The 26,483-nt window shown below is 38.2% G+C and carries 25 protein-coding genes and 1 riboswitch; of the genes, 1 reads left to right on the top strand and 24 read right to left on the bottom strand.

Annotated features, from left to right (window positions below; genetic code table 11):
• Positions 1-3: 3 nt before the first annotated feature.
• The 13 genes from pknB to ACFFIX_RS07225 form a co-directional block, all read right to left on the bottom strand.
• Positions 4-1,998 (bottom strand): Stk1 family PASTA domain-containing Ser/Thr kinase, encoded by a 1,995-nt coding sequence (gene pknB / locus ACFFIX_RS07285; protein ID WP_378932073.1) that lies wholly within the window; start codon positions 1,996-1,998, stop codon positions 4-6.
• Positions 1,992-2,753, bottom strand: a complete 762-nt coding sequence (locus ACFFIX_RS07280) for a Stp1/IreP family PP2C-type Ser/Thr phosphatase (protein ID WP_378932424.1) — start codon at positions 2,751-2,753, stop codon at positions 1,992-1,994. The genes pknB and ACFFIX_RS07280 overlap by 7 nt, the downstream gene beginning before the upstream one ends.
• Before the next feature lie 5 nt (positions 2,754-2,758).
• Positions 2,759-3,853, bottom strand: a complete 1,095-nt coding sequence (rlmN, locus tag ACFFIX_RS07275) for a dual-specificity RNA methyltransferase RlmN (protein ID WP_378932071.1) — start codon at positions 3,851-3,853, stop codon at positions 2,759-2,761.
• Positions 3,854-3,856: 3 nt separating this feature from the next.
• On the bottom strand, positions 3,857-5,203 hold the full coding sequence (gene rsmB, locus ACFFIX_RS07270; RefSeq protein ID WP_378932070.1) for a 16S rRNA (cytosine(967)-C(5))-methyltransferase RsmB: 1,347 nt from the start codon (positions 5,201-5,203) through the stop codon (positions 3,857-3,859).
• Positions 5,187-6,146, bottom strand: a complete 960-nt coding sequence (gene fmt / locus ACFFIX_RS07265; RefSeq protein ID WP_378932068.1) for a methionyl-tRNA formyltransferase — start codon at positions 6,144-6,146, stop codon at positions 5,187-5,189. Before fmt ends, rsmB begins: the two co-directional genes overlap by 17 nt.
• Positions 6,147-6,151: 5 nt before the next feature.
• On the bottom strand, positions 6,152-6,634 hold the full coding sequence (def, locus tag ACFFIX_RS07260) for a peptide deformylase (protein WP_378932066.1): 483 nt from the start codon (positions 6,632-6,634) through the stop codon (positions 6,152-6,154).
• Between the two features lie 42 nt (positions 6,635-6,676).
• Complete coding sequence (priA, locus tag ACFFIX_RS07255; RefSeq protein ID WP_378932064.1) at positions 6,677-9,097, bottom strand: primosomal protein N'; 2,421 nt, start codon at positions 9,095-9,097, stop codon at positions 6,677-6,679.
• Complete coding sequence (gene coaBC, locus ACFFIX_RS07250; RefSeq protein ID WP_378932062.1) at positions 9,094-10,311, bottom strand: bifunctional phosphopantothenoylcysteine decarboxylase/phosphopantothenate--cysteine ligase CoaBC; 1,218 nt, start codon at positions 10,309-10,311, stop codon at positions 9,094-9,096. Before coaBC ends, priA begins: the two co-directional genes overlap by 4 nt.
• A 106-nt stretch (positions 10,312-10,417) precedes the next feature.
• The gene (rpoZ, locus tag ACFFIX_RS07245) at positions 10,418-10,621 is read right to left on the bottom strand and encodes a DNA-directed RNA polymerase subunit omega (RefSeq protein WP_378932060.1); all 204 of its coding nucleotides are present in this window, start codon (positions 10,619-10,621) and stop codon (positions 10,418-10,420) included.
• 2 nt (positions 10,622-10,623) lie between these two features.
• A complete protein-coding gene (gene gmk, locus ACFFIX_RS07240) occupies positions 10,624-11,238 on the bottom strand; it encodes a guanylate kinase (RefSeq protein ID WP_378932059.1) in 615 nt (204 codons plus the stop codon).
• Positions 11,239-11,252: 14 nt separating this feature from the next.
• A complete protein-coding gene (gene remA, locus ACFFIX_RS07235; protein ID WP_378932057.1) occupies positions 11,253-11,516 on the bottom strand; it encodes an extracellular matrix/biofilm regulator RemA in 264 nt (87 codons plus the stop codon).
• 243 nt (positions 11,517-11,759) lie between these two features.
• On the bottom strand, positions 11,760-12,635 hold the full coding sequence (locus ACFFIX_RS07230) for a YicC/YloC family endoribonuclease (RefSeq protein ID WP_378932055.1): 876 nt from the start codon (positions 12,633-12,635) through the stop codon (positions 11,760-11,762).
• A 118-nt stretch (positions 12,636-12,753) separates the two neighbouring features.
• Positions 12,754-15,432: a calcium-translocating P-type ATPase, SERCA-type gene (locus tag ACFFIX_RS07225; RefSeq protein WP_378932053.1), complete on the bottom strand. Its 2,679-nt coding sequence runs from the start codon at positions 15,430-15,432 to the stop codon at positions 12,754-12,756.
• A 250-nt stretch (positions 15,433-15,682) separates the two neighbouring features.
• Here ACFFIX_RS07225 and ACFFIX_RS07220 point away from each other — a divergent pair, with 250 nt between their 5' ends.
• Positions 15,683-17,413, top strand: a complete 1,731-nt coding sequence (locus tag ACFFIX_RS07220; RefSeq protein ID WP_378932051.1) for an Rqc2 family fibronectin-binding protein — start codon at positions 15,683-15,685, stop codon at positions 17,411-17,413.
• Between the two features lie 8 nt (positions 17,414-17,421).
• Here ACFFIX_RS07220 and ACFFIX_RS07215 read toward each other — a convergent pair whose 3' ends face one another.
• The 11 genes from ACFFIX_RS07215 to ACFFIX_RS07165 all read right to left on the bottom strand — a co-directional run bounded on the left by ACFFIX_RS07215 (position 17,422) and on the right by ACFFIX_RS07165 (position 26,483).
• Positions 17,422-17,922 carry a siroheme synthase domain-containing protein gene (locus ACFFIX_RS07215; protein WP_378932049.1) on the bottom strand — a complete coding sequence of 167 codons (501 nt, stop codon included), beginning with the start codon at positions 17,920-17,922 and terminating at the stop codon, positions 17,422-17,424.
• Positions 17,903-18,691: a sirohydrochlorin chelatase gene (locus ACFFIX_RS07210; RefSeq protein WP_378932047.1), complete on the bottom strand. Its 789-nt coding sequence runs from the start codon at positions 18,689-18,691 to the stop codon at positions 17,903-17,905. Before ACFFIX_RS07210 ends, ACFFIX_RS07215 begins: the two co-directional genes overlap by 20 nt.
• 2 nt (positions 18,692-18,693) lie before the next feature.
• Positions 18,694-19,467 carry a uroporphyrinogen-III C-methyltransferase gene (cobA, locus tag ACFFIX_RS07205; RefSeq protein WP_378932046.1) on the bottom strand — a complete coding sequence of 258 codons (774 nt, stop codon included), beginning with the start codon at positions 19,465-19,467 and terminating at the stop codon, positions 18,694-18,696.
• Positions 19,468-19,550: 83 nt separating this feature from the next.
• On the bottom strand, positions 19,551-20,156 hold the full coding sequence (gene cysC, locus ACFFIX_RS07200) for an adenylyl-sulfate kinase (RefSeq protein ID WP_378932044.1): 606 nt from the start codon (positions 20,154-20,156) through the stop codon (positions 19,551-19,553).
• 17 nt (positions 20,157-20,173) lie between these two features.
• A complete protein-coding gene (sat, locus tag ACFFIX_RS07195; protein WP_378932042.1) occupies positions 20,174-21,313 on the bottom strand; it encodes a sulfate adenylyltransferase in 1,140 nt (379 codons plus the stop codon).
• Positions 21,314-21,354: 41 nt separating this feature from the next.
• Entirely contained in the window at positions 21,355-22,422 is a 1,068-nt protein-coding gene (cysP, locus tag ACFFIX_RS07190; RefSeq protein WP_378932040.1) for a sulfate permease, read from the bottom strand.
• A 16-nt stretch (positions 22,423-22,438) separates the two neighbouring features.
• A complete protein-coding gene (locus tag ACFFIX_RS07185; RefSeq protein ID WP_378932039.1) occupies positions 22,439-23,140 on the bottom strand; it encodes a phosphoadenylyl-sulfate reductase in 702 nt (233 codons plus the stop codon).
• Between the two features lie 109 nt (positions 23,141-23,249).
• On the bottom strand, positions 23,250-23,393 hold the full coding sequence (locus tag ACFFIX_RS07180; protein ID WP_378932038.1) for a YezD family protein: 144 nt from the start codon (positions 23,391-23,393) through the stop codon (positions 23,250-23,252).
• A 125-nt stretch (positions 23,394-23,518) separates the two neighbouring features.
• Positions 23,519-23,630: riboswitch (SAM riboswitch) on the bottom strand.
• A 597-nt stretch (positions 23,631-24,227) separates the two neighbouring features.
• Positions 24,228-24,863 carry an orotate phosphoribosyltransferase gene (gene pyrE, locus ACFFIX_RS07175; RefSeq protein ID WP_378932036.1) on the bottom strand — a complete coding sequence of 212 codons (636 nt, stop codon included), beginning with the start codon at positions 24,861-24,863 and terminating at the stop codon, positions 24,228-24,230.
• Positions 24,860-25,576, bottom strand: coding sequence for an orotidine-5'-phosphate decarboxylase (pyrF, locus tag ACFFIX_RS07170; RefSeq protein WP_378932422.1), 717 nt, complete (start codon positions 25,574-25,576; stop codon positions 24,860-24,862). The genes pyrE and pyrF overlap by 4 nt, the downstream gene beginning before the upstream one ends.
• Entirely contained in the window at positions 25,548-26,483 is a 936-nt protein-coding gene (locus ACFFIX_RS07165; RefSeq protein ID WP_378932034.1) for a dihydroorotate dehydrogenase, read from the bottom strand. The genes pyrF and ACFFIX_RS07165 overlap by 29 nt, the downstream gene beginning before the upstream one ends.

Below are 26,483 nucleotides of genomic sequence, written 5' to 3'. Positions count from 1 at the left end.
CTATCATTCAGGATATGGGATTTTCTCAGACTTAACGACTCTATCGTCAATGATAATTTGATAATAGGCTTCTTTCTCGGGTTCGATAATGAATTCAATGATTCTTGTGGTTGCTTCTTTAATTGAAAACGAATCATATGGATCTGAAAACGTTCTCTCAAAGTCAGCGACTTGGATTGTTACTTGTTGTTCTTGACCCTCTTCATCTGGTTCATAGGGTACTTCAATTACTTTAGAGACTGTTTTATTCTGTGCAGGTTCTGGTCCCAGTGAATAGAGAACCTCAAGTGTTGTTTCTTTAGGATTAACTTCAGTTCCTGCATTTGGTTCAAATGAAATTACTTGTCCGATTGGGACGTCTTTCGAATACGCTTCTTCCTCAGTTAAGGTAAAGCCTTTTTCTTTTACATAAGATTGAACATCTGCCTCTGTTTTCCCTTTTAAATCCTCAACTTTTTCCAATTTAGGACCAGCACTGACCAGGAATTCTATACGATCTTCAGAAGGAATGACCTCTTCACCTACTTCTGGGGTTTGTTCTAGTATCGTCCCTGGTTCCGTGTCATCAAATGCAGTTGCTACTTCAATATATATAAAGCCATCTCGTTCAAGTAATTGCCTAACACGGTCAATGTCTTTATCGACATAATCGTCTAACTCTACTTTCTCTTTACCGATACTTTCAAAAATATCAATGCTAGAGCCCTCTTTAGCCATAGATCCTGCTTTAGGGTCTGTTCTTACTACATTGCCTTCTTCTACCTCATCTGATGCAATTTCGTTCTTCTCATCGATAATAAAGCCATTTTCCTTGAGAATTTCCTCTGCGTCATCAGATGTTTCGCCAGCAACATCAGGAACTTCAATATCACTTGGAAGTAGCAGGGGAGGAACGATAAAAAATGCTGCTACACCTGCAACAATAAGTAAGATAAACGTTGTGATAATAAAGATGGCAAACTTATTTTTCTTTTTCTTGCTCTTTTTCTGTTTTTTCTTAGCTTGTTTGTCATCAATAGGACCTGATGATTCTTGATGGCCGTTTTTATTTTTGTTTGTAGACCTTACAAGTGTATCACCAACTGGCCCAGAGTTTATGTCTTCGTTCGTGATAATCGGAATGGCTTTTGTTGCTTCATCGTCTTCTGGAATTGCAAACTTAGGTTCGTTTAGTCGCTTTACATCAAAAGCTGTTCTTATATCTTCTTCCATTTCGGTTGCCGAATTATACCGATGAAACGAATCCTTCGCAGTTGCTTTTAAAATTATATTTTCAACACTTTGCGAAATATCTGGGTTCCAACGCTTTGGTGAAGGCGTATCAGATTGCAAGTGTTTTAATGCAATTGAAATGGCAGATTCTCCGTCAAAGGGTAATCGCCCTGTTAATAATTCGAACATGACAATTCCTAGAGAATAAATATCAGATTTCTTATTTGCTAACCCGCCACGTGCTTGCTCTGGTGATAAATAATGAACCGTTCCCATTACTGAGTTTGTTTGAGTAATTGTCGTTGCACTCAGTGCGATTGCAATACCAAAATCGGTTACTTTTACATTGCCATGTGGATCTATCAAAATATTGTGTGGCTTTATATCTCTGTGTACAATTTGATTATCATGTGCATGATCGATTGCTGTTACAATTTGAATCATAATATTTAAAGCTTCCCTAGGGTGTACAGGAGCAAATTGCTGTATGTATTGCTTTAGAGTTCTACCTTCGACATATTCCATGACGATGTAATAAATTCCGTCTTCTTCTCCTACATCATAAATACTTACAACATTAGGGTGAGCTAAGCTAGTTGCAGATTGTGCTTCTCTGCGGAATCGCTTAATAAATTCATCATCATTCGCAAAATCGAGCCGTAACACTTTCATTGCGACATCACGATCTAATATCATATCTCGAGCTAGATAGACATTAGCCATTCCGCCTCCACCAATTACTTTGAGGATTTTATAACGTCCACTAATTCTTTTTCCTATTAACAAGGTTCGTCACCTATCTTAGGCTCTATTGATGATTGTAGAACAATGACAACCGAGATATTATCTTCTCCACCATTTTCATTTGCAGCATTCACTAAAGACCTTGCAATCTCCGTTAAAGACATGTCAGCCTTCAACGTTTTTTCCATCTCTTGCTCCGTTAATTTATTAGAAAGACCATCCGAACATAACAAGAGAGAATCAGTCTCGTCTAATCCAATAGAAGTTACGTCAATATCGACAGTTTTTTCTGTTCCAAGCGCGCGTAATAGTACGTTTTTTCTTGGATGGTGTTCAGCATCTTCTTTTGAAATCTGGCCTGAACGTACAAGTTCGTTGACGAGAGAATGGTCTTCAGTTATTTGTTTAAAACCACTGCTATTTGATAAATAACAGCGGCTATCCCCGATGTGGCCAACCGTTGTAAATGAATCTGTACAAATTGCCCCTACAAATGTCGTACCCATCCCTTGACAGTCTGGATTCGAAAGGGCATGACTGTGAAGGGTGCTATTCACATGATTAATTTGTTGTATCAACCATTTCTCTGCTTGATCTGGGTTGTCTAATTTCTCCACTTTTTCCCATAATCCCTTAAAAATAGAGATGGTCATGTTGCTCGCTACATCACCAGCAAGGTGTCCTCCCATTCCATCGGCAACAATGGCTAGAACCCCCACTTTGTTTTCAAAAACACCAACACTGTCTTCATTATGTTGCCTAACTTTTCCCCTATCTGTAAAAAAAACAGTTTCCACCTTTGTCACCTCGTCTCCTCTTTACGCTCCTTAGCCCTTAATTGACCACATGCTGCATCAATATCATGACCTTGCTCTCTACGAACCGTTACATTGACACCATGATTTTTTAATGTTTTTTCAAATAAGTTAATCTGTTCTTTTGGTGTTCGAACATATTCTCTTTCTGGGACATAGTTTACCGGAATTAAATTCACGTGACATTTGATTCCCTTAATTAATTGTGCTAGCTCTTCTGCGTGCTCTACTTGATCATTCTCTCCACCAAATAATCCGTATTCAAAGCTTACTCGTCTACCCGATTTGTTCACATAGTATTTAATGGATTCCATTAATTCTGGTAGTTTATAAGCTCGATTAATCGGCATTAGCTTGCTACGTAATTCTGAATTTGGTGCATGCAGTGAAAGAGCAAAATTAATTTGTAATTTTTCATCTGCAAACTGATAAATTTTAGGAATGATTCCACTTGTTGACACGGTAATGTGACGAGCGCCAATGTTTAAGCCTTTGTCATGATTAATAATCTTTAAGAAAGACATCATTTCATCATAGTTATCAAACGGCTCACCAATTCCCATGATGACGACATGACTAACACGCTCTTCCATTTCATCTAGTGTCTGTTGTACTTTTACGACTTGAGCAACGATTTCTCCTGCTTCTAGATTTCTTTTTAATCCACCTAAAGTTGACGCACAAAATGTGCAACCAATTCGACAGCCTACTTGAGTTGTTACACATACAGAATTTCCATATTCATGGCGCATTAAAACCGTTTCAATCGAATATCCATCATGTAGTTCAAATAAAAATTTAATTGTTCCATCTTTTGACGTTTGTTGAATGAGCGTTTTTAATGTGGTTATTGAAAAGTTTTCAGTTAACAGGTTACGAAGTTCTTTTGACAGATTTGACATACCTTCAAAATCCGTCACTCTCTTTTCATATAACCATTCAAAAACTTGGGCAGCTCTAAATGATTTTTCACCGTTGCTTTCTAACCATTCTTTTAACTCGTGTAGTTCAAGTGAATAAATGGATGGTTTATGATCTACTTTCACATCTTGTTTTTTTCTTGTTGTGTTACTTTGTTCCATTTTTTAACCCTTCTTTCGTAAACATGCAATATAAAAGCCGTCTGTACCAAAATAGTGAGGAAGGAGCTGAAGCTGTGCTCGCTTTACATATGGTTTTACTAGTTCAGGCAGACGTTCTATGACAGATTCATCGAGCTCGAACTCAGAATGTTTTTCTAAAAATTTATCTATTACATCACTGTTTTCTTCTTGATCAATTGTACAGGTACTATAAACCAATATTCCACCCTTTTTCAACAATGGTGAGACAGATTCTAGGATAGACAGTTGCAAAGTGGCTAATTTTAACACATCTGCTTGACTTTTCGAATACTTAATATCCGGTTTTCTTCGAATAACACCAAAGCCAGAGCAAGGTGCATCTACTAATACCTTATCAAAACTTTCGCTTTCAAAACGTTCTCCAGCTAAACGACTATCAAGGGCTTCAGCTTTCACATTTTGAAGCTGCAAGCGATTTGCTTGTGATAGGATTAAGTTGATCTTGTGCTCATGTAAATCTAATGATTGAACCACACCCGTTCCGTTAAGTCGCTCAGCAATATGTGTTGTTTTCCCACCAGGTGCTGCACAAGCGTCTAAAACGGTATCGCCCACGTTAACACCCAAAGCTCGTGCGACAAGCATTGAACTTTCGTCTTGAATAGACAGAAAACCTTCTGTAAATGCTTTTGTTTGTACTAGGTTCCCCTTACCCGCTTTGATTGCATCTTCTGCAAGATCACCTATTTCAACTTGCACGCCACTTTGCGATAACTCTTCGATTAGGTTATGAACACTGCTTTTCATGGCATTTACTCGAGCCGACTGCGCGGGAGCTGTGAGATTCGTTTCGCACATTTTCTTTGTATCCTCAAAACCAAACTGCTGTACCCATTTTGAAACTAGCCATTTAGGATGACTCGTTTCAATCGAAAGTCTTTCAACTGGGTCAGTAATTTGTTCAAAGGTTGGAATACCTTCTCGTTGAACAGAACGTAGAATCCCATTTACAAGTGAGGCTATTCCTTTATGCCCTCTTTTTTTAGCAATTTCTACTGCTTCAAAGAAGACTGCTCGTTCTGGAACTCGATCAAGATAAACCATTTGATAAATGGAAAGGCGTAAGAGGACTCGAACCCAGGCCTCTAGCTTGTTTGCTTTTTTTATAAATGGAGTTAAAAAATAATCGAGTGTTTCTTTTCTCTGAAGCGTTCCGTAAACTAATTCAGTTAGCAATGGTATGTCTTTCTCTTTTACAGAATGCTTTTTGATCATTGAATTGAGTAAAAGATTACTATATGCTTGATTTTTCTCTACTAATAGCAGAGTTTCAAGTGCGACATCACGAACATTAGTTAGCTTTTTCATCGTTATCCTCACCAAGCTTTTTTCCAACCTCTAAAGCTGTTCCTCTTAAGAATTCTTCACCGGACATTTTTTTCTTTCCTGATGGCTGAAGCTCTGTAATTTTAATCGCAATGTTGTTTCCAGTTGAAACAACAAACCCGTCGGTGTCAATACCAATAATCGTCCCTGGAGAGGCAAGATGTTCACTCTCCATTTTTTCACCCCACCAAACTTTGATAACTTGTCCTTCGAGGGTAGTAAACGCAACAGGCCATGGATGCAGTCCACGAATGTGATTGTAGATTTCCTCACCGGTCTTCGTCCAATTGATTTTTTCTTGTTCCCGTCTAATATTAGCTGCAAAGGTTGCTTTTTCTTCATCTTGCTCAGTGGATTTAGTTTTGCCCGCAAGCAAATTTGGTAGAGTTTCAGAAAGAAGCTTTGCACCTGCAACGCTTAATTTTTCATGCAGAGTTCCAACATGATCTCTTTCTTCAATCGGTACCTCTACTTGAGTGATAATATCCCCTGCGTCAAGCTTTTCTACCATATACATAATCGTAATCCCTGTCTTTTCTTTTCCTTGCAAAATTGAATAGTGAATGGGCGCACCACCCCTAAGCTCCGGCAGGAGGGATGCATGGACATTAATACAACCGAACTTTGGTGCATCTAAAAGATCCTTCGATAAAATCTGGCCGAACGCAGCTGTAACGATAAGGTCAGGCTGAAGCGCTAGAACTTTGTCTAGATCTTTTTGATTTCTAATTTTTTCAGGTTGTAACACTGGAATTTGATGTTTTACCGCTTCCACTTTAACAGGTGGTGCTGTTAGTGTTTTTTTTCTACCTTTTGGTCGATCTGGCTGTGTAACAACTCCAACCACATTGTACCCATCATTTAATAATTGCTTTAACACAGGAACCGAAAAGTCAGGCGTTCCCATAAAAACCACTCTTGTCATTAACGTCATCCTTCCAACTTTTTCAATTCATCTTCTTTATAATAACGGGTTACTTTTGTAGTAAATAAAACACCGTGTAAATGGTCGATTTCATGCTGTATCGCTCGTGCTAAAAACCCCTCTGCTTCAACGGTTATCTTTTTTCCATGTCTATTGTATGTTTTAACTTTTACAAATTCCGCACGTTTTACTTCACCAAAAAGGCCCGGAAAACTTAGGCAGCCTTCAGGTCCTACTTGTTCTCCGCGTTCAACTATTATTTCAGGGTTAATAAGTTCAATTGTCCCATGATGATCATCTATATCTACAATCGCAACTTGTTTTGCAAGTCCAATTTGAGGGGCTGCTAGACCGACCCCATCCGCCTCTAACATCGTATCATACATGTCGTTCAAAAGCTTTGATAACTTCCGATCAAAAACGGTTACCTTTTCACATGGTTGCTCAAGTACTTCTGCTGGGTGTGTAACAATCGGTTTAACTGACAAAAAGATTTCCTCCAAGCTTAATTGTTGTTTGCTTTTATTCTTCTACATCATTGTACTTGGACTTAAATCAATCGAAATGGATAGATCGTCCTGATGTATTTGCTGTTGATAATGTTCCAATACTTTTTTCAAAATGTCGTTCAGGTTATTTTCTCGCTTGTATTTTACCATGCATTGATAGCGATATCTATCTTTGATCCTTGGAATCGGTGAGGCTACTGGGCCAAGAATTCTCGTTTCAGATGAGAGCTGCCTTCGTAAATGGTGGACAATTTTCTCTGTAACCGCTGCAACCTTTGTTACTTCGGGATGTGAAACGGTGATAAGCGCGATGTAATAAAAAGGTGGATAGGCGTGTTGTTTTCTTAATATCATTTCTGTTTCATAAAAGATGTCATAGTTATGATGACTAGCAAGCTTCACACTATAATGCTCTGGTGTATATGTTTGGACAATGACTTCACCAGGTAATTCATGCCGACCCGCTCGCCCACTTACTTGGGTTAAGAGTTGAAATGTTTTTTCAGAAGCACGAAAATCTGGAAGATGTAGCATCGTATCAGCAGTTAACACGCCCACTAATGTCACATCAGGAAAATCCAGTCCTTTTGCAATCATTTGAGTACCCAGTAAAATATCTGCTTCTTTGTTACCAAATTGAGTAAGCAGCTTTTCATGGGCTCCCTTTCTACCAGTTGTATCGACATCCATCCTAATAATTCTTGCTTGTGGTAAGACCTTAACAAGCTCTTCCTCAACGCGCTGAGTACCTGTTCCAAAAAAACGGATATGTTCACTTTGACACTCTGGGCATTGATTCGGCATCTGTTCTTCATGTCCACAATAATGACATTTTAATTTTTGACCATGGCGATGGTAAGTCAGAGAGATATCACAATGTGGACAGCCAATTACATATCCACAGTCACGGCACATTACAAAAGAAGAATACCCGCGACGATTAAGAAACAGCACAGATTGTTCCCCTTTTTGGATGCGTTTATCAAGTTGCTCTAGTAGCAGTGTTGAAAACATCGTACGATTACCACTTCTAAGTTCTTCCCTCATATCAACAATTTCGACCGTTGGCATCGAACGATTATTCACTCGCTCAGTTAAGGGTAATAGATGGTACACACCTTTTTGGGCTCTAGCAAAAGACTCTAAAGTAGGGGTCGCACTCCCTAAAACAACAGGACACCCATGTTTTTTTGCGCGGTATATCGCGACATCTCTTGCATGGTAGCGTGGGTTTTCTTCCTGTTTGTAGCTTGATTCATGTTCTTCATCAATAATAATCATTCCAATATTTTCAAATGGAGCAAAAATAGCTGAGCGTGCGCCAACGACCATCTTCACTTCTTTACGTTGAATTTTTCGCCATTCGTCATATTTCTCTCCAGTTGAGAGTCCACTATGTAATACAGCAACTTGTGAGCCGAATCTTCCTTTAAATCGATTCACCATTTGCGGTGTTAAAGAAATTTCAGGTACTAGTACAATTGCTTCTTTCCCTTTCCTAACGACAGCTTCAACTGCCTGCATATACACTTCGGTTTTCCCACTACCTGTTACACCATACATCAAAAAAACCTCATGTGAGTTGTTCTCTATGTTTTTTAGGATCGGTGCAATAACAGTTGTTTGTTCAGTAGTTAACACAAGGGGTAAAGATTTTTTAAATTGCCGATCTTCATACGGATCTCGGTAAACTTCCTTCGTCGTTTCAGCAAGATAACCTTTCTTTACCAACGTACGAACCGAGGCATCTGAGCAATTTAATACTGTGAGTAAATCCTGCATGGAGACGCTTTCAACGTTTTTGGTTTCATAAAAATAGGAAAGAATCTCTTTTTGTTTCATTGCCTGTGATGGTAAGCTGTCGACAATCTCCCTTAACTCAAGCTTTGATAAATTTGATGAAATCATTTTCACTGTTTTTTTATTTCCTTTTTGCTTTACTTTATAAATAACCTCTAGATGACCTCTTTCAATCTCTTTTTGTATATCACGTAAAGGTAATTTGTCCTCTAGGTCTTTCCAGTCAATCGCAGTTGATTTCTTAAAAAAAGGTTGAATTGATTCGTTTAACATTTCTCGGTTATGCCCATAAGGTATTGAGATTTCTTTTTCATATTTCGCCTTCATTGCTGCAGGAAGCATTGCTTGAAAAGCTGAAATTTTAAAACAAAGTGTTTTTTCGGTTAACCAATTCCCTAGGTTCAAAAGTTCACTAGTTAAACAGGGAGTTAAATCTAACAGTTCAGAAATTGATTTTAGCTTTTTAAACTCTGACTCGTTTTTCAAGTGAGTAACAAAGCCTTGTACTTTTCTTGATCCAAATGGAACGATTACACGCATGCCAGGTTTGATGAGCTCTTGCCACTGATCTGGAATTTTATAGTCAAAAGCTCGATCTGTCTGCATAACAGGAACATCGACAATGACACTGGCAAACTTCATTTCAGGTTGACTCCTTTTAGTAGGTGGGTTATACGATCTAGTAGCTTTCTTGCCACTTCTCTCTTGGACATCAAAGGTAATTCTACTTTCCCTTCATTCCGATCGTATATTGTCACGATATTCGTATCTGTTCCAAAACCTGCACCCTCTGTGGTTACATTGTTAGCAACGATTAAATCCAAATTTTTTGCTTTTAGTTTTTTTAGCGCATATTCTTCAACTGAATTTGTTTCCGCTGCGAATCCAACTAGCAATTGATGCGTTTTGTTTTGTCCAAGCTCTTTTAAAATATCAGTTGTTCTTTCCATTTCTATATTTAATGTATCAACGTGTTTTTTCATTTTTGTTGCTGAAACCTTTTTTGGTCGATAATCCGCGACAGCAGCCGATTTAATTACAACATTTGTAGCTGGATAATGAGTCATCACTTCATCATACATTTGCTGAGCAGATTCTACAAAGATTGTCTGTACCGTTTGAGGTGGTTGTAGGTTCGTTGGACCCGAAATAAGGGTTACCTTCGCACCTAATAGCGATGCTTCTTCTGCAATTGCATAACCCATTTTCCCGCTCGAATGATTGGAAAAATAACGAACAGGATCAACTGGCTCTCTGGTAGGGCCCGCTGTAATAAGAATGTTCACTCCATCTAACGGTAACACTCGGTCTCTGCAGGAAAAAAAGGTATGTATGAGAGTAACAATTTTCTCTGGTTCTTCTAATCTGCCTTTTCCCACATATCCGCAAGCTAAATAACCATCACTAGGTTCGATAAATTGATAGCCGTCATCAGCAAGTGTTTGAATATTTCGTTCCACTGCAGGATTGTCATACATGTTTACATTCATAGCAGGAGCAACCCAGATTGGAGCTTTTGTTGCCAATAACGTTGTTGTGATCATATTATCTGCAATGCCAACGGCTAGTTTACTAATTACATTAGCCGTAGCTGGAGCAACGATGACTAAATCTGCCCAGTCAGCTAAATCAATATGTGCAATAACTTTGGAATTTTTCTCATCAAAAGTATTGAAAAATACATCATTTCGTGAAAGTGCTTGAAACGTCAATGGTGTTACAAATTCCCGTGCTGAATCACTCATCATCACTTTAACTTCTGCACCCGCTTGTGTTAACTTGCTGGTTAATGCAGCCGCTTTGAAAACCGCAATGCCACCACTAACACACAACAAGATTTTTTTTCCGTTTATCATCGCTCTCCCACCCGTTTTTAAACTTTTCGTCCTGTTTCTATTGTACCAATCCTATATAGATTTGAAAAAAATAACAACCTAGCAACTAGGTTGTTATCAAGTAGATTTATTTTTTTTCAGCTTTTTCGTAATCTAAAAGTCCTTCGTTAATTTCTTCAAGTGCTTTACCTACAAATTTATACGAAATTGGGTGCTCAATTTGTTGATCTAGTTTTTCTTGCATTTCACGTGCACGTCTAGCAGCAACAGTTACAAGGGTATATTTTGAATCTAACTTATTCATTAACACATCAATAGAAGGATATAACATTTTTATTCTACCTCCAGTAGTTTTTTATATCTAGGAGCAATTCGTTCACGTCGACAGTGCTCTGCGACGACAATTGCATTAATCCGTTCACAAGCTAAATCAACACGGTCATTTTCAACCACATAATCATAAGCGTCCATCATAATAATTTCTTCTTTTGCAACTTTCATGCGATTGTCAATTAACTCTTGAGATTCTGTTCCTCTTGTGACAATTCTATTTTTTAATTCATTCAAGCTTGGTGGAGCAAGGAAAATAAACAAACCTTCCGGAAACGCTTTTCGAACCTGAAGTGCACCTTGAACTTCAATTTCTAAGAAAACATCTCTGCCTTCGCTCAAGGTCTGCTCAACATAATCAACAGGTGTTCCGTAATAATTCCCTACGTATTCAGCCCATTCTAGTAATTTTTCTTGCTTTATCAACTCTTCAAACTCTTCTCTAGATTTAAAAAAGTAATCAACACCGTCTACTTCGCCTGCACGAGGTTTCCGAGTTGTCATCGAGATCGAGTATTGAAAATTGGCGTCATTTTGTGAAAATATTTCTTTTCTAACCGTTCCTTTACCTACTCCTGAAGGACCCGATAGGACGATTAATAATCCTCTTTCTTTCATATCCTATTTTCTACCTACCCTTCATCTTGTAACTCTTCTTTATTTGCAAGCCTGTGTGCAACCGTTTCAGGCTGTACTGCTGATAATATGATATGATCACTGTCCATAATCACGACAGCTCGTGTACGTCGACCGTATGTAGCATCAATGAGCATTGCTCGATCTCTAGCATCCTGTATAATTCGTTTAATTGGAGCCGACTCAGGACTCACAATCGAAATAATTCGGTTAGCAGACACAATATTGCCGAATCCGATGTTAATTAGCTTAATACTCATTACCTTTCGCTCCCCCTGGCAAAGACAAAAACTATTCTTCAGGCTGCCCGCCAAACGCTCGCATTCTTCGCCTGCGACCCCTACTCCGGTGCTCATTGCCATTTTGGGCAGCTACGCTCCCCGAACGTGTTATGAGCCTCGACTGACAAACGTTTTCAATCAGCCTGAAGGTGCTCCATTTGTACTTTGTCTACACTCTGTATTCTTGACTTAAACGGACTATTATAATCAATATTTTGAATTCTATTCAATATTCTGAACTTGTTCCTTAATTTTTTCAATCATGCTTTTTATATCGACAACAACTTTTGCAATTTGTCTGTCATTTGCCTTGGATCCGATCGTATTAGCTTCACGGTTAAGCTCTTGAACGATAAAGTCTAGTTTTCTTCCAATCGGTCCTATTACTTCTAACGTCTCTAAAAATTGATGAATATGACTATCTATTCGTGTAAGTTCTTCACTAATATCTACTCTGTCAGCAAAAAGAGCAACTTCCGTTAGAATTCGATTTTCATCGATTATCCCTGTTACATATTCTGAAATTCTTTTTTGGACCTTTTCTCGGTATGAGTCAATGACAAGTGGTGCTAATCTTTTAAGTTCATCCGTATGTATGGATATCTGTGTTAGACGCTTACTTATATCTATCTTAAGCTGTTCTCCTTCGGCTTTACGCATTGTAACTAAATGCAAAACAGCATCGTATACGACATTTATTAGATTGATTTCTAATTCATCTTGGATTTTAGTTTCTTCATTTATACTGATGACATCGTCAATAGCTAGTAGCTGATTTAGAGTCAATGGCTCTTGTATATTATATTGATTCTTAATGGTTGATAACGTCACAGCATACTGTTCGAGAAGATTCCAATCTACCTTGATTGATCGTTCAACCAACGATTCACCATCACATTGAATAAATGCCTCAACTCGTCCCCTATGAACACTTTGTGTAATCGCCTTTTTAATTTTATCCTCGATTGATAGAAACTGTCTTGGCATTTTAATGCTTATTTCAGAAAATCGATGATTTACAGACTTGATCTCGACCGTAAGTTTACCACGGTCAAACTCTCCTACAGAACGACCAAAGCCCGTCATACTTAAGACCATTATGTATCACATCACTTTCCGATTACTCATCGTTTTCGTTCGCATTTCATTAGTATGTATATCAAAAAACGGCAAAGGAGGTGACGTATGTGTCACCTCCTATGGATTATAGCACACCTTATGATGATTTTCTTGTTAAAAATGAGCCGACCAACAAAAAAGTTGGTATTGCGGACATTCCTAGGACGAGTAACCAATCACGAGGTTCGATTGGAACAGTATGGAAAATGGGTTGTAATGGTTCATAGTAAATTACCACTAGCAACAAAAGAAGAGAGGATGCAACTGCACCTAATAAATATTTGTTCCCAAATGGATTACGCTCAAAGATAGATTTTTCACTTCTACAGTCAAAAACATGAATAAGCTGAGCCATGACTAATGTCGCAAATGCGATGGTTTGTGCGTAAATTAAATTGTCAGGATTACGGTAATAAACAACCATAAAGGCTGCCAAGGTTGCAATTCCTATTAAGAACCCTCTAGAAATCACTTTCCAGCCTAATCCTCTCGCGAAGACGCCTTCTTTCGGATGACGAGGTTTCCGTTTCATTAAATCATCCTCTGGTTGATCAAGACCTAATGCCATCGCCGGAAGACCATCTGTTACAAGATTAACCCAAAGTATTTGAATTGGTACTAATGGCAAAGGAAGTCCTAACAACATCGCAAACAACATGACGAGAATTTCTCCAACGTTTGAAGCGAGCAAATACCGAATAAATTTTCGGATATTTTCGTAAATATTTCTTCCTTCTTTAATTGCTGATTTAATGGTTGCGAAATTATCATCAACAAGAACTAATGCAGATGCTTCTTTTGCTACATCTGTTCCTGTGATCCCCATTGAAATTCCGATGTCAGCGGCTTTAATTGCAGGAGCATCATTGACACCATCCCCTGTCATGGCGACAATATGTCCTCGTTTTTGCAATGCTTTGACAATCTTCAACTTATGTTCAGGTGATACCCTTGCAAAAACATACACATCATCAACAACATCTTCTAATTCTTCAACCGATAAAGTTGATAGCGTTTGACCGTCCATCACTTTCCCGTTTAGTGGAAGGATATTTAATTGTCTAGCGATTGCTTTGGCAGTGATCACGTGGTCACCCGTTATCATGACTGTTTTTATCCCAGCATCTCGACATTCCTTCACAGCCGTTTTTACCTCAGGACGTGGAGGATCAATCATTCCTTGTAAACCAATAAAAACTAGATTCTTTTCCGCTTCAAATTCAGAATAGACTTTTTCATTTTCCTTGAGAGGCTTAAATGCAATCGCAATCGTTCTTAACGCCCCAGAAGCTAGTTCATCTATGGCATTTTGAACAGTTGATTTATACTTTGCCGAAAAAACTTCTTGTCTTTCATTCCAAAGTACATGCTCAGAAACACCGATTAAAACATCTGGTGCTCCTTTTGTGACAACAAATCTTTTTTTATTTTTATCTTCTATTACGACACTCATCATTTTCCTTGTTGAATCAAATGGAAATTCCTCGACAATCTTAAAGGATCGCAACAGCATTTCTTTTTTGAAGCCTGCTTTCATCGCAGCCACGATTAAAGCACCTTCCGTTGGATCTCCATCTAAGTGAAAATCTCCTTCTTTTTCAATAACATCTGCGATATTACAAAGCATACCGAACGTGAGAATTTGTTGCAGCGTTTTATTTTGTTTAGCAACGATCTCTTTCCCCTGTTGAGTAAACTCGCCATGTGGATGATAGCCTGTTCCACTCACTTCCCATGTATTATCACTCGACCAAAGATGCGTTACTGTCATTTTATTTTGAGTTAATGTTCCTGTTTTATCAGAGCATATAACCGAAGCGCAACCAAGCGTTTCAACCGCGGGTAGCTTCCTGACTATTGATTTTTGTTTAATCATGCGTTGAACACCTAAAGAAAGTGCAACGGTTACGATCGCAGGTAACCCTTCAGGAATCGCGGCAACGGCTAGTGAAACACCAGCTAAGAACATGTTATAGAGATCATGTCCTTGTAATACGCCAATCGCGACAACAAGAACAGTCAGTAATAGGGCAACAACAATTAGAATTTTTCCTAATTGTTCTAATCGGCGCTGCAGAGGAGTGTCCATAACTTCTGCATTTTGCAAAAGATCTGCGATTTGCCCCATCGCCGTTTTCATACCCGTACCAACAACAATTCCGATTCCGCTACCTCTTGTCACTAGTGTTCCCATGAACACCATATTCGTTAAATCACCAAGTCCTATATTATCCCCTGCAATTGGCTGAGTTGTCTTTTGAACGGGAAGTGATTCCCCTGTGAGTGCAGATTCTTCAATTTCAAGACTTTTCGTTTCTACTAAACGCATGTCAGCCCCAATGCGGTCCCCACTTGAAAATTTCACGACATCACCTGGGACGAGCTCTTTTGATAGCACTCGAGTCCATTCACCGTTTCTCAGCACGCTAACTTGTGGTGCAGATAATTCCTTCAATGCCTCTAGAGACTTTTCAGCTCGTCTTTCTTGAAAAAAACCTAAAACACCATTAACGAGAACAATGGCGATAATCGCAATGGCATCAATATATTCGCCAAGAAGTCCAGAAATTAACGTTGCTACAAGTAATACAAGAACCATGAAGTCCTTAAATTGACTTAAAAACAATAAAAATGCGGAAGGACGTTCAGCTTCTTGCAGCTCATTGTATCCAAATTGCTTAATCTTACTTTCAACTTCTTTTTCTTTTAGTCCCTCATCGACATCTGAATTTGTTGTATTCACTACTTCCTCTAATCTCATCTCATGCCATTTCATGAAATCCGACACACCCCTTACAACGTGAAATAGTTCAAGCCATTGATATATAGTCAACTTATTCAGACTCGTCCTAAAACATGCTATAATTATTAAACAAAAGCGAAAGCGCCTTGTCGGGGCTAGGCGCTAGAGCTGGATGCCGAAACGCAATTCTTTATAAAGAGGTTTATACATTGTTATTTTTGAAGAAATTCACGTAAGCGTCTATACTTTTACTTACACAAGAGAAAGAAAGTAGGTTTTAACCATGTCATTCGATGGCTTGTTTACATATGCAATTACAAAAGAACTAAAAGATACACTTGTTGGTGGGAAGATTGCTAAAATCCATCAACCATATAAATATGATCTTATTCTACAAGTTCGCGTTAACGGGAAAAATCAGAAATTATTTATCTCTGCCCATCCTAACTATGCAAGAATGCACATTACAGGAGAATCCTACGATAACCCGAGCGAGCCACCTATGTTTTGTATGCTTTTAAGGAAGCATTTAGAGGGCGGCGTGATTGAAAATATTGAGCAGCTTGACGTTGAACGGATCGTCATCATTGATATTAAAAGTAGAAATGAATTAGGTGATTTAACTGAAAAAAGGTTAATGATTGAGATCATGGGGAGACATAGCAATATAATTCTCTTAGATAAAGAACGAGGAATGATTCTCGATAGCATCAAGCATCTTTCACCAGCTGTAAACCGACATCGAACTGTTTTACCCGGGAACACATATGTCCTGCCTCCTAGCCAAGAAAAGGCGAACCCTTTTTCTGCTGATGAAGAAACACTTTTAAAAAAGTTGGATTTTCATGGCGGGAAGCTTGATCAACAGCTTGTTGAAAGGTTTTCTGGACTTTCACCTCTATTTGCAAAGGAAGTCCTCCACAAAGCAGGTCTAGTGAACCGAATGTCACTACCGAAAGCCTTTTTAAGTTTAATTGAGGGGATTAGAGCTGGAGATTACACACCGAGTATTATGGTAACCGAAAAAAAAGAGATTTTTTACATGATTTCTTTAACTCACCTTGACAGTCGCGAGAATAAAACATTCTCCACTTTGTCTGAATTATTGGATCGTTACTATTACGGAAAGTCAGAACGTGACCGAGTGAAGCAGCAAGGACATGATTTTGAACGGTTTATTTTAAATGAACGGAAAAAGAACATTAGCAAAATAAAAAAACTGAAATCAACCTTAGAAGATGCTGAAAAAGCGAATAAATTTCAACTCTTCGGTGAATTGTTAACAGCTAATCTTTACAATGTAAAAAAAGGCGACAAGGAAGCTGAAGTGATCAATTACTATGACGAAAGCGGTGGATTTGTTACCATCCCTTTAAGCACATTGAAAACACCCTCTGAAAATGCCCAGAGCTACTTTCAAAAGTATCAAAAAGCAAAAAAATCAATTTCCTTTGTTGAAGAGCAAATTCGATTAGCAGATGCTGAAGTGGTATATTTCGATGGCTTGCTACAGCAAATGGAATCAGCCGCGCCAAGAGATATTGAGGAAATACGTGAAGAATTAATTGAAGGTGGGTATCTTCGACAAAGACAAACAAAAGGAACGAAAAAGAAAAAAGTCTTAAAGCCTGTTCTTGAGCATTATCTTTCTAGTGACGGTATGGAGATCATTGTTGGCAAAAACAATAAACAAAATGAGTTTTTAACAAATCGTGTGGCTGCTCGAGATGATGTGTGGTTTCACACAAAGGACATCCCCGGCTCACATGTTGTTATTCGAAGTAAAACACCTTCAGATGAAACGATATTAGAAGCTGCTAATCTTGCTGCCTACTTTAGTAAGGCAAAAAATTCAAGCTCAGTGCCAGTAGATTATACGGCAATTCGCTATGTAAAAAAACCTAGTGGATCAAAACCGGGCTTTGTGATTTACGACAATCAACAAACTGTTTTTGTTACACCAGATGAAGATTTGGTGTTTCGCTTAAGAAAAGGAACTTCAAAAGGTGTGTAAGTGCACCTTTAAAAGTTCCTTTTTTTATTTTGCCGTTCTTCATACATTCTGTTGAGCTCACTAATAAATTCTTCATCAAATTGATTGCCAATCTGTTCACATATTTGCTTTGCAAGTAATGGACTTGCGCCATTGGTTGAAACAGAAAAGGTGAGTCTTCCCTTAGTTACAAACTTAGGGATCGTTAAATTGCCTTTTTCTGCTGAACTTACAACATTTACAAGCTGGTGCTCACTTGCTTTTTCTGCAATCCACTCATTAATTTCGGGGTGATTTGTGGCAGCAATAATAATCGATGCTGAATTTAAATCTTCAATCGTGATTTCTTTTTGCTCCCATTGAATGACCCCAGTCTCTGCTAGTTCCTCAATTTCTTTCGATGCCTCAGGACTTACAACCCTAATTGTTGCACCCTCGTTTAAGAAGGTCTGAAGTCTTCGAGTGGCAATTTTACCACCCCCGACAATTAATACCTTTTTATCGGTAACATTAATATGCAGTGGTAACATCGCACTTATCTCCCATAAACGAAAACTGTTCCTGCTTATTTTGAAGGGCCTCTTCTACTCTTTCAAGAAATACATCAATCAATGACGGATGTGGAGCAAGATAAGCACAAATAGAAATGTCACGATTTTTCCAATCATATTTTTTAATCGCCGTATCAATCTCTCTTTTTAATACTCCCGTAAAAAGTAAATAAGGAATAATAACAATTGACTGAACATCTGAATGATAAATTTCTTCTATGAAGGATTCAAATTTAGGCTGAGCAGCTGTTAAGAAACAAGCGTGAACAGCTGATAAATTAGAATTAGTTTGTAGTGACGTTGCGATCGTTTTTAAATCTGTTACAACCTCGGAATCACTACTTCCTCTTCCAACAATTATTCCGGTCGAAAATGAAGAAAGGGTTGTGACTTCTTTTATTTTATCGATGAGGATGTCCGTCATGTTAGGATGAACACCAATCGGTCTTCCATAGGTAAGCTTAACGTGCGGATAGTTTTTAGCAACATGTCTTACTTCCTTAGGAATATCCTGTTTGGCATGCGCCGCTGTTAAAAGTAGAAGCGGGACAACCGCAATATGTGTTGCACCTTTGTTCACACAATTTTTAAAGCCATCTTCTATTGTAGGTGAAGATAATTCAAGAAAACTAATTTCTTGGATCGATACATTTACTTTCGGTTTAACACTCTCAATAAATTCGATGGCTTCTTGACATGCTTTAGGTAATCGACTTCCGTGACACACATACAGTACGGCTTGTTTCATAATTAAAGAGCCTCACTTGTCGCTTTTTGATGAAGCATTCCTTCATACCAGCTAATTTGATCTTTTAACCTGACAACTTCACCTACAATGATCATACAAGGATTTGTCAGCTTTTCTTGGATCACTAGATCATAGATCGTACTCAATGTCCCAGTTATTGAACGCTGGACATCTGTTGTGCCCCATTGAATAACGGCCACTGGTGTGTTTTCACTTTTGCCATGCTTGATTAATTGTTGACGAATATAGGGTAAGTTGTTAACTCCCATATAGATTGCTAACGTATCAATCCCTTTTGCTAGTGACTCCCATTTAACGTCCTCGGCCTCATTGTCTTTCCGATGGCCAGTTACGAAAGCCACACTTGCACTTAAGTCCCTGTGAGTTACAGGAATACCAGCATATGCTGCAGCCGCTATTCCTGAGGTAACTCCGGGGACAACTTCAAAGGGGATTTTATTTTTGGCTAATGCTTCGGCTTCTTCCCCACCTCGACCAAAAACGAACGGATCTCCACCTTTAAGTCGTGTAACAACCTTGCCATCTTTTGCATATTTAACAAGAAAATGATTAATTGTTTCTTGTTTCATCGTATGATAGTTTGGGAGTTTTCCACAATAAACGAGGTCAGCACCCGGTTTCGCATACTTTAAAATTTCTTTGTTAATAAGTCGATCATATAAAATGACATCTGCTTTTTCAATACATTTTAGCGCTTTTATCGTTAATAATTCTTCATCACCAGGGCCTGCTCCAACTAAATATACCTTTGCCATTAACCTCACCTCTTTACAACCTTTGAAAAAGTTTCTTGTTCTTGTAAAACAAATCCCGTACTTCCTCAGCAGGCTGTAAAACTTTATTTAACTTTAATCAGCTGCTTATTTTCTAAGTACTTAATAATTATTTTAACAGATTCTTGGATTGTTTGTGTTTCAGTATTAACGGTTAAGTCAGGATTAATTGGTGCCTCATATGGTGAATCAATCCCAGTAAAGTCTTTAATTTCGTGATTACGGGCTTTTTTGTATAAGCCTTTTGGATCTCTTTTTTCGCACTCATCTAATGAACATTCTACATAAACTTCAATAAACTCATTTTCCTCAAGGAGTTGCTGCACTTGTGCTCGATCTTCACGGTATGGAGAAATAAAAGCAGTTATCACCACTTGACCACTGTCTACAAATAGTTTTGATACTTCACCAATTCGACGGATGTTTTCTTTTCGATCACTTTCTGAAAAAAAGAGATCTTTGTTCAAGCCATGACGAATATTATCACCATCTAAAACGTAAGACTCAATTTCTGACTCAAACAGTTGTCTTGATAATGCGTTTGCTAGTGTGGATTTCCCGGATCCAGATAGTCCAGTAAACCATAAAACATAACTACCATGATTATTTTTTTTTCGTCTCTCCTCTTTTGTAACAGAAGCATCATGCCATACAATATTATTTGCACTCATTCTCAAAATCCCCTTCCTTATGACGTCACAGTTTCTTTTAGACCTTCTATCAATACTTCAATCACTTCTTTACGGCTGAATTCACTTGGAGGAATTTCACCGTTGCGAAGCATTTCTCTAACCTTCGTACCACTTAGAATAACGTGATCACTTGCGTCATGTGGACACGTTTTAGAAGAAGCCATCGCTTCACATTTCGTGCAATAAAAGCTATGTTCAAAGAAAAGTGGCGTAATTCCTATTTCTTCTGCTTGAAAGTTTGAGAAAATCTTTTGCGCATCATACGTCCCATAATAATCACCAACACCTGCATGATCTCTTCCAACAATAAAGTGAGTGCATCCATAGTTTTTGCGGACTAGTGCGTGAAAAATGGCTTCTCTTGGCCCTGCATATCTCATGGCAGCAGGGAATACTGCAAGAAATACGCGATCTTTTGGATAATAATTGGCTAATAGTATTTGATAGCTCTTCATTCGAATATCTGCAGGAATATCATCTGACTTTGTTTCACCTACAAGTGGATTCAAAAATAATCCATCTACAGTTTCTAATGCCGTTTTTTGAATGTATTCGTGTGCACGATGAACAGGATTTCTCGTTTGAAATCCAACAATCTTTTTCCAGCCAAGGTCTTTGAATGCTTCTCTTGTATCTCTAGGGTCTAAATAATATTCAGGAAATGGCTTAGGTGGACGTTTTACTAAGGTAATCTGCCCACCTACATAGTAATCTCCACGCTCTAGTAATTTTTTCACACCTGGATGGTTACGATCGTCGGTTCCATATACGCTGATTGCTTCTATTTGTTTATTAGGCTGATAGATTTCATCAATTACGATAGTACCGTATGTAATTGACTTGTTAACCAACCTTACTTCCTCTCCAATCTTAATTTTTGAACTCTCTAACTCGCTAATTGGCAGCGTAATTGGAATGCTCCAAACTGTGCCATCATGTAATCTCATACTCTCAACAACACTTGAATAGTCATCCTTGGTTAGAAATCCATTAATTGGACTGTAGGCACCGATCGCAATCAGCTCTAAATCACTTAATGCAATCGAATCTAATTCAACTTCCTTTTCAATAGTTGAAACTGATTTTCCCAAAAATACTTGTTGTACTAATTCTCCACCATGTGCTTGTAAACTCATTTCTTTTCCTCCTATACTCATCTTTATACTTGGTTTAAAACTTAAATTCCTCCACCATCTTCATGTACAGTCCGCTTTTCTTGTTTCGTACCCTTAATTAAGCTGATTGCCCCTATTGTCGCAAGCAACAAACTCACTAATACAAAAATCGTATAAAGATCGCTCTCTATAAACAGTTTGACAAGAAAGTATGACATCGTAAGCGAAACTAAAGGAGAGATAATCCAAATTTTCAACATATTTTGGACAACCTTCTTTTGGAATACGTTTCTCCCGTTTTTAGCAATGCCAATACCTAAAATGGATGAAGTAGTAATTTGTGTTAGAGGAACAGGAATGCCAAAAAGTGAACTGATGATCACTAAGCTAGCTCCCGTACCAGAGATTAAAATTCCCTCGGTTTTTGAAAATTTGGTAATCTTTTTTCCATTCGTTTCTAATACTCTCTTTCCAAGTAAGACAGCACCTAGTGCAACAAATGCTCCGCCAATCCATGTTCCATTTGTGACGTTGATCATTCCTGCACTTACTAAAGGACCAATGGCATTTGCAACATTGTTCATCCCAGCTGAAAATGCTTCTAAAAACCCAACAAATATAAGTAGATAGGTGAGAATCTTTGCTTCTTTACGAACTTTCTTGTTTCCTTGAAATTTATAAAGCAGTTTAACAAACAAAATTGAGATGAGAAAAGCCGCGATAGGTGTAAGCATCCAAAACATGACAATCCAAAGTAATGATTTAACAAATAACAGATTATACGCAACTCCCACACCTACAACCGCTCCAACTGTCACCTCACTTGTAGACAATGGAATTCCAATTAGATTTGCTAAAAACAAAGAACATGTAGCTGAAAAAAGGATAATAATGACCACTTCAATGGACATTAGTCTTTCTGGAACAATACCTGAACTGATTGTTTTAACAACTTCTCCTCCACCAATAACAGCACCTAATAAAACCCCTACTCCACATAAAAGTAATGCATACCTTGCTTTTGTAATGGCTCCAGAGCCATATGCAACACCCATAGATGCCGCTGCACCACTTGCTCCAATGTTCATTGCAAAAAATAGACTGATTGAAAACGCAATGATCTCTAGCATCTACTCACCCTTCCTCCTATTGATGGAGGCCACATTCTGTTTTCATTTGTCCTGTCCATCTTCCTGCTCGTAAATCACTTTCATCAAAAGCAGGCTTGGTACAGTGGAAACACCCAATACTAGGGTATCCTTTGTCGTGTAATGGATTGTAATCGAGATCGTTTTTGTGAACATATCTCCATATTTCCTTCCAAGTCCAATGGATAAGCGGACAAATTTTTATGGACTGAAATCGATCATCTTTGTTTATAAAATTGACTGATTTTCTTGTTTCTGATTGCTCGCGTCTTAAGCCAGAAATCCAGGCAACAGATCCACTTAATGTTTCTTGTAAAGGCAAGATTTTACGAATTTCGCAGCATGAATTTGGTTCTCGTTCCCAAAGTTTTTCACCGTATTTCTTGGCTTGTTCCTCTAAAGTTAACTTTGGCTTTTTAAGCTCAATCCGAAGAGATGGATACTTAAGTTTCACCTTATCAATTAACTCGTACGTTTCTTTGAAATGGACATCTGTATCTAAGAAAACGATCTTGGCATCTGGTTTTACTTTTGCTATTAAATCAATTAACACAATTCCTTCTATCCCAAAACTACACGCATACACAACATTTTCACCGTACTCTTGGTACGCCCAGCTTAAGACATTTAATGCACCCTTATACCGATCATCGAGATCAAACTCACCCTCAGGGGGACTCCAAGTTTCATACGTTAACATAGCTTAAATCACCTCTTTAGCATTTGTTGTTAAAGAAAAAACGACTATACCGATCGTTGATTTACAACGAAAGATAAGATCGCCTCTAGTTTGTCTAGTCAGCATTTTTTCACTTTAACCGTACTTTTTCATTTTTCTCAAGCTGAATTACTTTTCCATCTTGAATGACAAGCGTAATGGATCCATATTTCATCGTGTTTAGCATTTCCTTTAGTTTATTCGCTACAGCATCAAATTGCTCTTCGTTCCCCATATAACTCCCCCTAAAAAACCTACCATGCTTCTAAAGAGATGATCTTCTCTTAAACTAGGAACTTATGAATAGAACTCATAAACGAAAAAATTCTCTCCAGAATGGAAAGAAGTAGGTATGGATATACCTTATCTTTCAAAATGGGCTTCATTTTGCTGGAATTAGCACCTTACTGAAAAATATCAGCAGGTTGCCGGGTTTCCTCGGGCCAGTTCCCTTCACCACTCTTGATAAGAAGTTATGCTATTATTTTCAAATTTTAGCACAATTCAAACAAAAGTCAACCCGAGTTTACTGATAGGATTAATATTTATTTTAAAATGGGAAAAATTACCCAAATTTCTTCCTGCTTATTGACAAAGTTACCCTTGAAATTTATAGTAAACCAAACCTTTTATTCCTAGATTTGTTATTTTTTTATTTTAAAAAGTGGAACTTTTCTGCATTTTGAACGTTTTATATGTAAGACTACCTTTAAGATATAGAGGTGATTAGCTTGGATTTATACATAAAGATACTTAGTTCTATCGTGGGGATTTACTTTTTTTGTGTAGGACTTGCACATTGCTTGACGTTTAGTTCGAACAAGGAATTTTTAGAGGATTTGAAGAAATCTGTCACTGGTCAAATGTTTTGGTTTTCTATAACTGGTCTACTTTTTTGGAACTTCTTACTACTGATACGGATACCAGATACAAAAGTGAAGCTAATCTATCACACTAGTTTTCTCTTAATAGGTCTAATCGGGTTTGGCTTATCTGTATTCATTTGGTTCATTTAAAGAAAAGGAATAGAATAGACGGTTTAATGTCTCCTCTACTCCTTTTATCCCTTTTAAATAGTCAGCATCCAGTTGTCGCTAGAAGGATCTTCTCGCCAATTCTTTAGCTTTTGTACATCCTTTTCTGAAACATAACCCTCTTCTACTGCTACTTGTATTAAGGCTTCATAATCACTTAAGGAATGGGCTTTAATGTTAGCTTCTTCTAGCAATTCTTTTCCAACTGAAAGTCCATATGTAAAAATGGAGACAACACCAAGTACTTCACAGCCTTCCGCTCGAAGTGCTTCAACTGCTGTGATCGCGCTCCCACCTGTTGAGATTAAATCCTCAACGACGACAACCTTTTGGTTTGGCAATACTTTGCCTTCGATTTGATTCCCTTTTCCATGACCTTTTGCTTTACTGCGTACATAGCACATCGGAAGGGATAAACGATCGCTCACCCATGCTGCGTGAGGTATTCCTGCTGTTGCTGTTCCGGCGATTATCTCCACATCGGGAAAATGTGTCTCTATTAGACTCACTAGACCTTCTGCAATGACATTTCTAATTTCCGGATATGACAAGGTTAATCGGTTGTCACAATAAATAGGAGATTTTATGCCACTTGACCATGTAAAAGGGTTATTTGGCTGTAAATAAACCGCTTCAATTTGTAAAAGTTTTTTTGCAATTTCTTTTTTCATGAAGTAATACCCTCCCACATTTTCTTAACCATCTTGTATGTTTCGTAAGGATCATCTGCACCCGTAATGCTTCTTCCCACAACAATTGCAGTGGACCCAAGCTCTCTCGCTAGTTCAGGAGTAGCGATTCGCACTTGATCGTTGGCAGCATCGCCCTTTATACGGATTCCTGGGGTTACTGTTATAAAATCGGAGCTGATTTGCTGCTGAATAAGCCTAACCTCATGTGAAGAGCAGACAACTCCATCAAGACCACTTTCAAAAGCTGTTTTTCCATAATGAAGCACAACATCCCTTAACTCTTCATTAATTAATAGCTCATCCTTAACCATCTCTTGAGTTGTACTTGTAAGTTGAGTAACCGCAATGCAAGCTGGTCTTACTTTTCCTGCTATTGTTCCACTTTCAAGACCTTCAATAGCTGACTCCATCATAGAACGGCCTCCTGCGGCGTGAACATTGACAAGGTCTACATCGAGTTTTGCTAGTCCATGCATCGCCTTTTTAACAGTATTCGGAATATCATGCAGTTTTAAATCTAAGAAAATTTTATGACCCTTTTCTTTTAAGTCATCAATAATAGATGGTCCCTCTTTATAAAAGAGCTCCATTCCCACTTTCACATAAAGTGTCTCACTTTCAAAAGAGGATAAAAATTGATTGACTTTGATGCGCTCAGAAAAATCAAGGGCAATAATGAGCGGTCTTTCGATCATATTTCCAGCTCCTTCCGACAATTTCTGAAACGTGGTCAAACCCAAGTTCCTTTAATCGTTCCGGCAATGCATCAATAAGCTCAGGGCAAATAAATGGGTTAACAAAATTTGCTGTACCAACTGCAACTGCCGAAGCCCCGGCATACATAAACTCAATGACATCATCCACCGTTTGAATGCCACCCATCCCAATGATTGGAATATTCACTGACTGACTTACTTCATAAATCATTCGAATCGCAACTGGCTTAATTGCAGGACCAGAAAGCCCGCCTGTTTTGTTTGAAAGAATTGGTTTTCCTGTTTTTAAGTTAAGACGCATGCCTAGCAGAGTGTTAATCATCGTTAAACCATCAGCACCTGCTTGTTCAATAGCTTTAGCAATCTCAACGATATTCGTTACATTCGGTGAAAGTTTCACATAGACGGGTACTTCGGAAACATTTTTTACTGCTCTTGTTAGCTGTGCAGCTATTTCTGGAACGGTTCCAAATGCAATGCCACCTGTTTTTACATTCGGACAGGAAATGTTTAATTCAATTGCATGTACATTTGGTGATTTACTAATTTCCTTGGTTACTTCTACATAATCTTCTATTTGTGAACCTGCTACGTTTGCGATGATTGGCACATCGAACTGCTCTAGCCACGTGAGTTCATTTTCGATCACTTTTTCAAGACCAGGATTTTGTAGACCGATCGCATTTAACATTCCTGCTTCCGTTTCTGCGACTCGTGGTGTTGCATTACCAAAACGAGGTTCACTTGTTGTTGCTTTAATCATGATTGCGCCAAGCTGACTTACATCATATATATTTGCATACTCTTTTCCAAAACCGAAGCATCCTGATGCAGGCATGATTGGATTTTTAAGACTCAAACCTGGTAGTTGAACATTTAACAT

This window comes from Metabacillus herbersteinensis, from assembly GCF_042433335.1.
In the GTDB taxonomy this organism is placed as follows: Bacteria; Bacillota; Bacilli; order Bacillales; family Bacillaceae; genus Metabacillus; species Metabacillus herbersteinensis.
This window is presented reverse-complemented; position numbering and strand designations above follow the sequence as displayed.

What these genes read in the sequence shown, in the direction of transcription:
- rlmN (WP_378932071.1), bottom strand. Translation starts at nt 3,853, where the DNA reads ATGGAACAAAGTAACACAACAAGAAAAAAACAAGATGTGAAAGTAGAT.
- rsmB (WP_378932070.1), bottom strand. Translation starts at nt 5,203, where the DNA reads ATGAAAAAGCTAACTAATGTTCGTGATGTCGCACTTGAAACTCTGCTA.
- fmt (WP_378932068.1), bottom strand. Translation starts at nt 6,146, where the DNA reads ATGACAAGAGTGGTTTTTATGGGAACGCCTGACTTTTCGGTTCCTGTG.
- priA (WP_378932064.1), bottom strand. Translation starts at nt 9,097, where the DNA reads ATGAAGTTTGCCAGTGTCATTGTCGATGTTCCTGTTATGCAGACAGAT.
- coaBC (WP_378932062.1), bottom strand. Translation starts at nt 10,311, where the DNA reads ATGATAAACGGAAAAAAAATCTTGTTGTGTGTTAGTGGTGGCATTGCG.
- rpoZ (WP_378932060.1), bottom strand. Translation starts at nt 10,621, where the DNA reads ATGTTATATCCTTCTATTGATGTGTTAATGAATAAGTTAGATTCAAAA.
- gmk (WP_378932059.1), bottom strand. Translation starts at nt 11,238, where the DNA reads ATGAAAGAAAGAGGATTATTAATCGTCCTATCGGGTCCTTCAGGAGTA.
- remA (WP_378932057.1), bottom strand. Translation starts at nt 11,516, where the DNA reads ATGAGTATTAAGCTAATTAACATCGGATTCGGCAATATTGTGTCTGCT.
- ACFFIX_RS07230 (WP_378932055.1), bottom strand. Translation starts at nt 12,635, where the DNA reads ATGGTCTTAAGTATGACGGGCTTTGGTCGTTCTGTAGGAGAGTTTGAC.
- ACFFIX_RS07225 (WP_378932053.1), bottom strand. Translation starts at nt 15,432, where the DNA reads ATGAAATGGCATGAGATGAGATTAGAGGAAGTAGTGAATACAACAAAT.
- ACFFIX_RS07220 (WP_378932051.1), top strand. Translation starts at nt 15,683, where the DNA reads ATGTCATTCGATGGCTTGTTTACATATGCAATTACAAAAGAACTAAAA.
- ACFFIX_RS07215 (WP_378932049.1), bottom strand. Translation starts at nt 17,922, where the DNA reads ATGTTACCACTGCATATTAATGTTACCGATAAAAAGGTATTAATTGTC.
- ACFFIX_RS07210 (WP_378932047.1), bottom strand. Translation starts at nt 18,691, where the DNA reads ATGAAACAAGCCGTACTGTATGTGTGTCACGGAAGTCGATTACCTAAA.
- cobA (WP_378932046.1), bottom strand. Translation starts at nt 19,467, where the DNA reads ATGGCAAAGGTATATTTAGTTGGAGCAGGCCCTGGTGATGAAGAATTA.
- cysC (WP_378932044.1), bottom strand. Translation starts at nt 20,156, where the DNA reads ATGAGTGCAAATAATATTGTATGGCATGATGCTTCTGTTACAAAAGAG.
- sat (WP_378932042.1), bottom strand. Translation starts at nt 21,313, where the DNA reads ATGAGTTTACAAGCACATGGTGGAGAATTAGTACAACAAGTATTTTTG.
- cysP (WP_378932040.1), bottom strand. Translation starts at nt 22,422, where the DNA reads ATGCTAGAGATCATTGCGTTTTCAATCAGTCTATTTTTTGCAATGAAC.
- ACFFIX_RS07185 (WP_378932039.1), bottom strand. Translation starts at nt 23,140, where the DNA reads ATGTTAACGTATGAAACTTGGAGTCCCCCTGAGGGTGAGTTTGATCTC.
- ACFFIX_RS07180 (WP_378932038.1), bottom strand. Translation starts at nt 23,393, where the DNA reads ATGGGGAACGAAGAGCAATTTGATGCTGTAGCGAATAAACTAAAGGAA.
- pyrE (WP_378932036.1), bottom strand. Translation starts at nt 24,863, where the DNA reads ATGAAAAAAGAAATTGCAAAAAAACTTTTACAAATTGAAGCGGTTTAT.
- ACFFIX_RS07165 (WP_378932034.1), bottom strand. Translation starts at nt 26,483, where the DNA reads ATGTTAAATGTTCAACTACCAGGTTTGAGTCTTAAAAATCCAATCATG.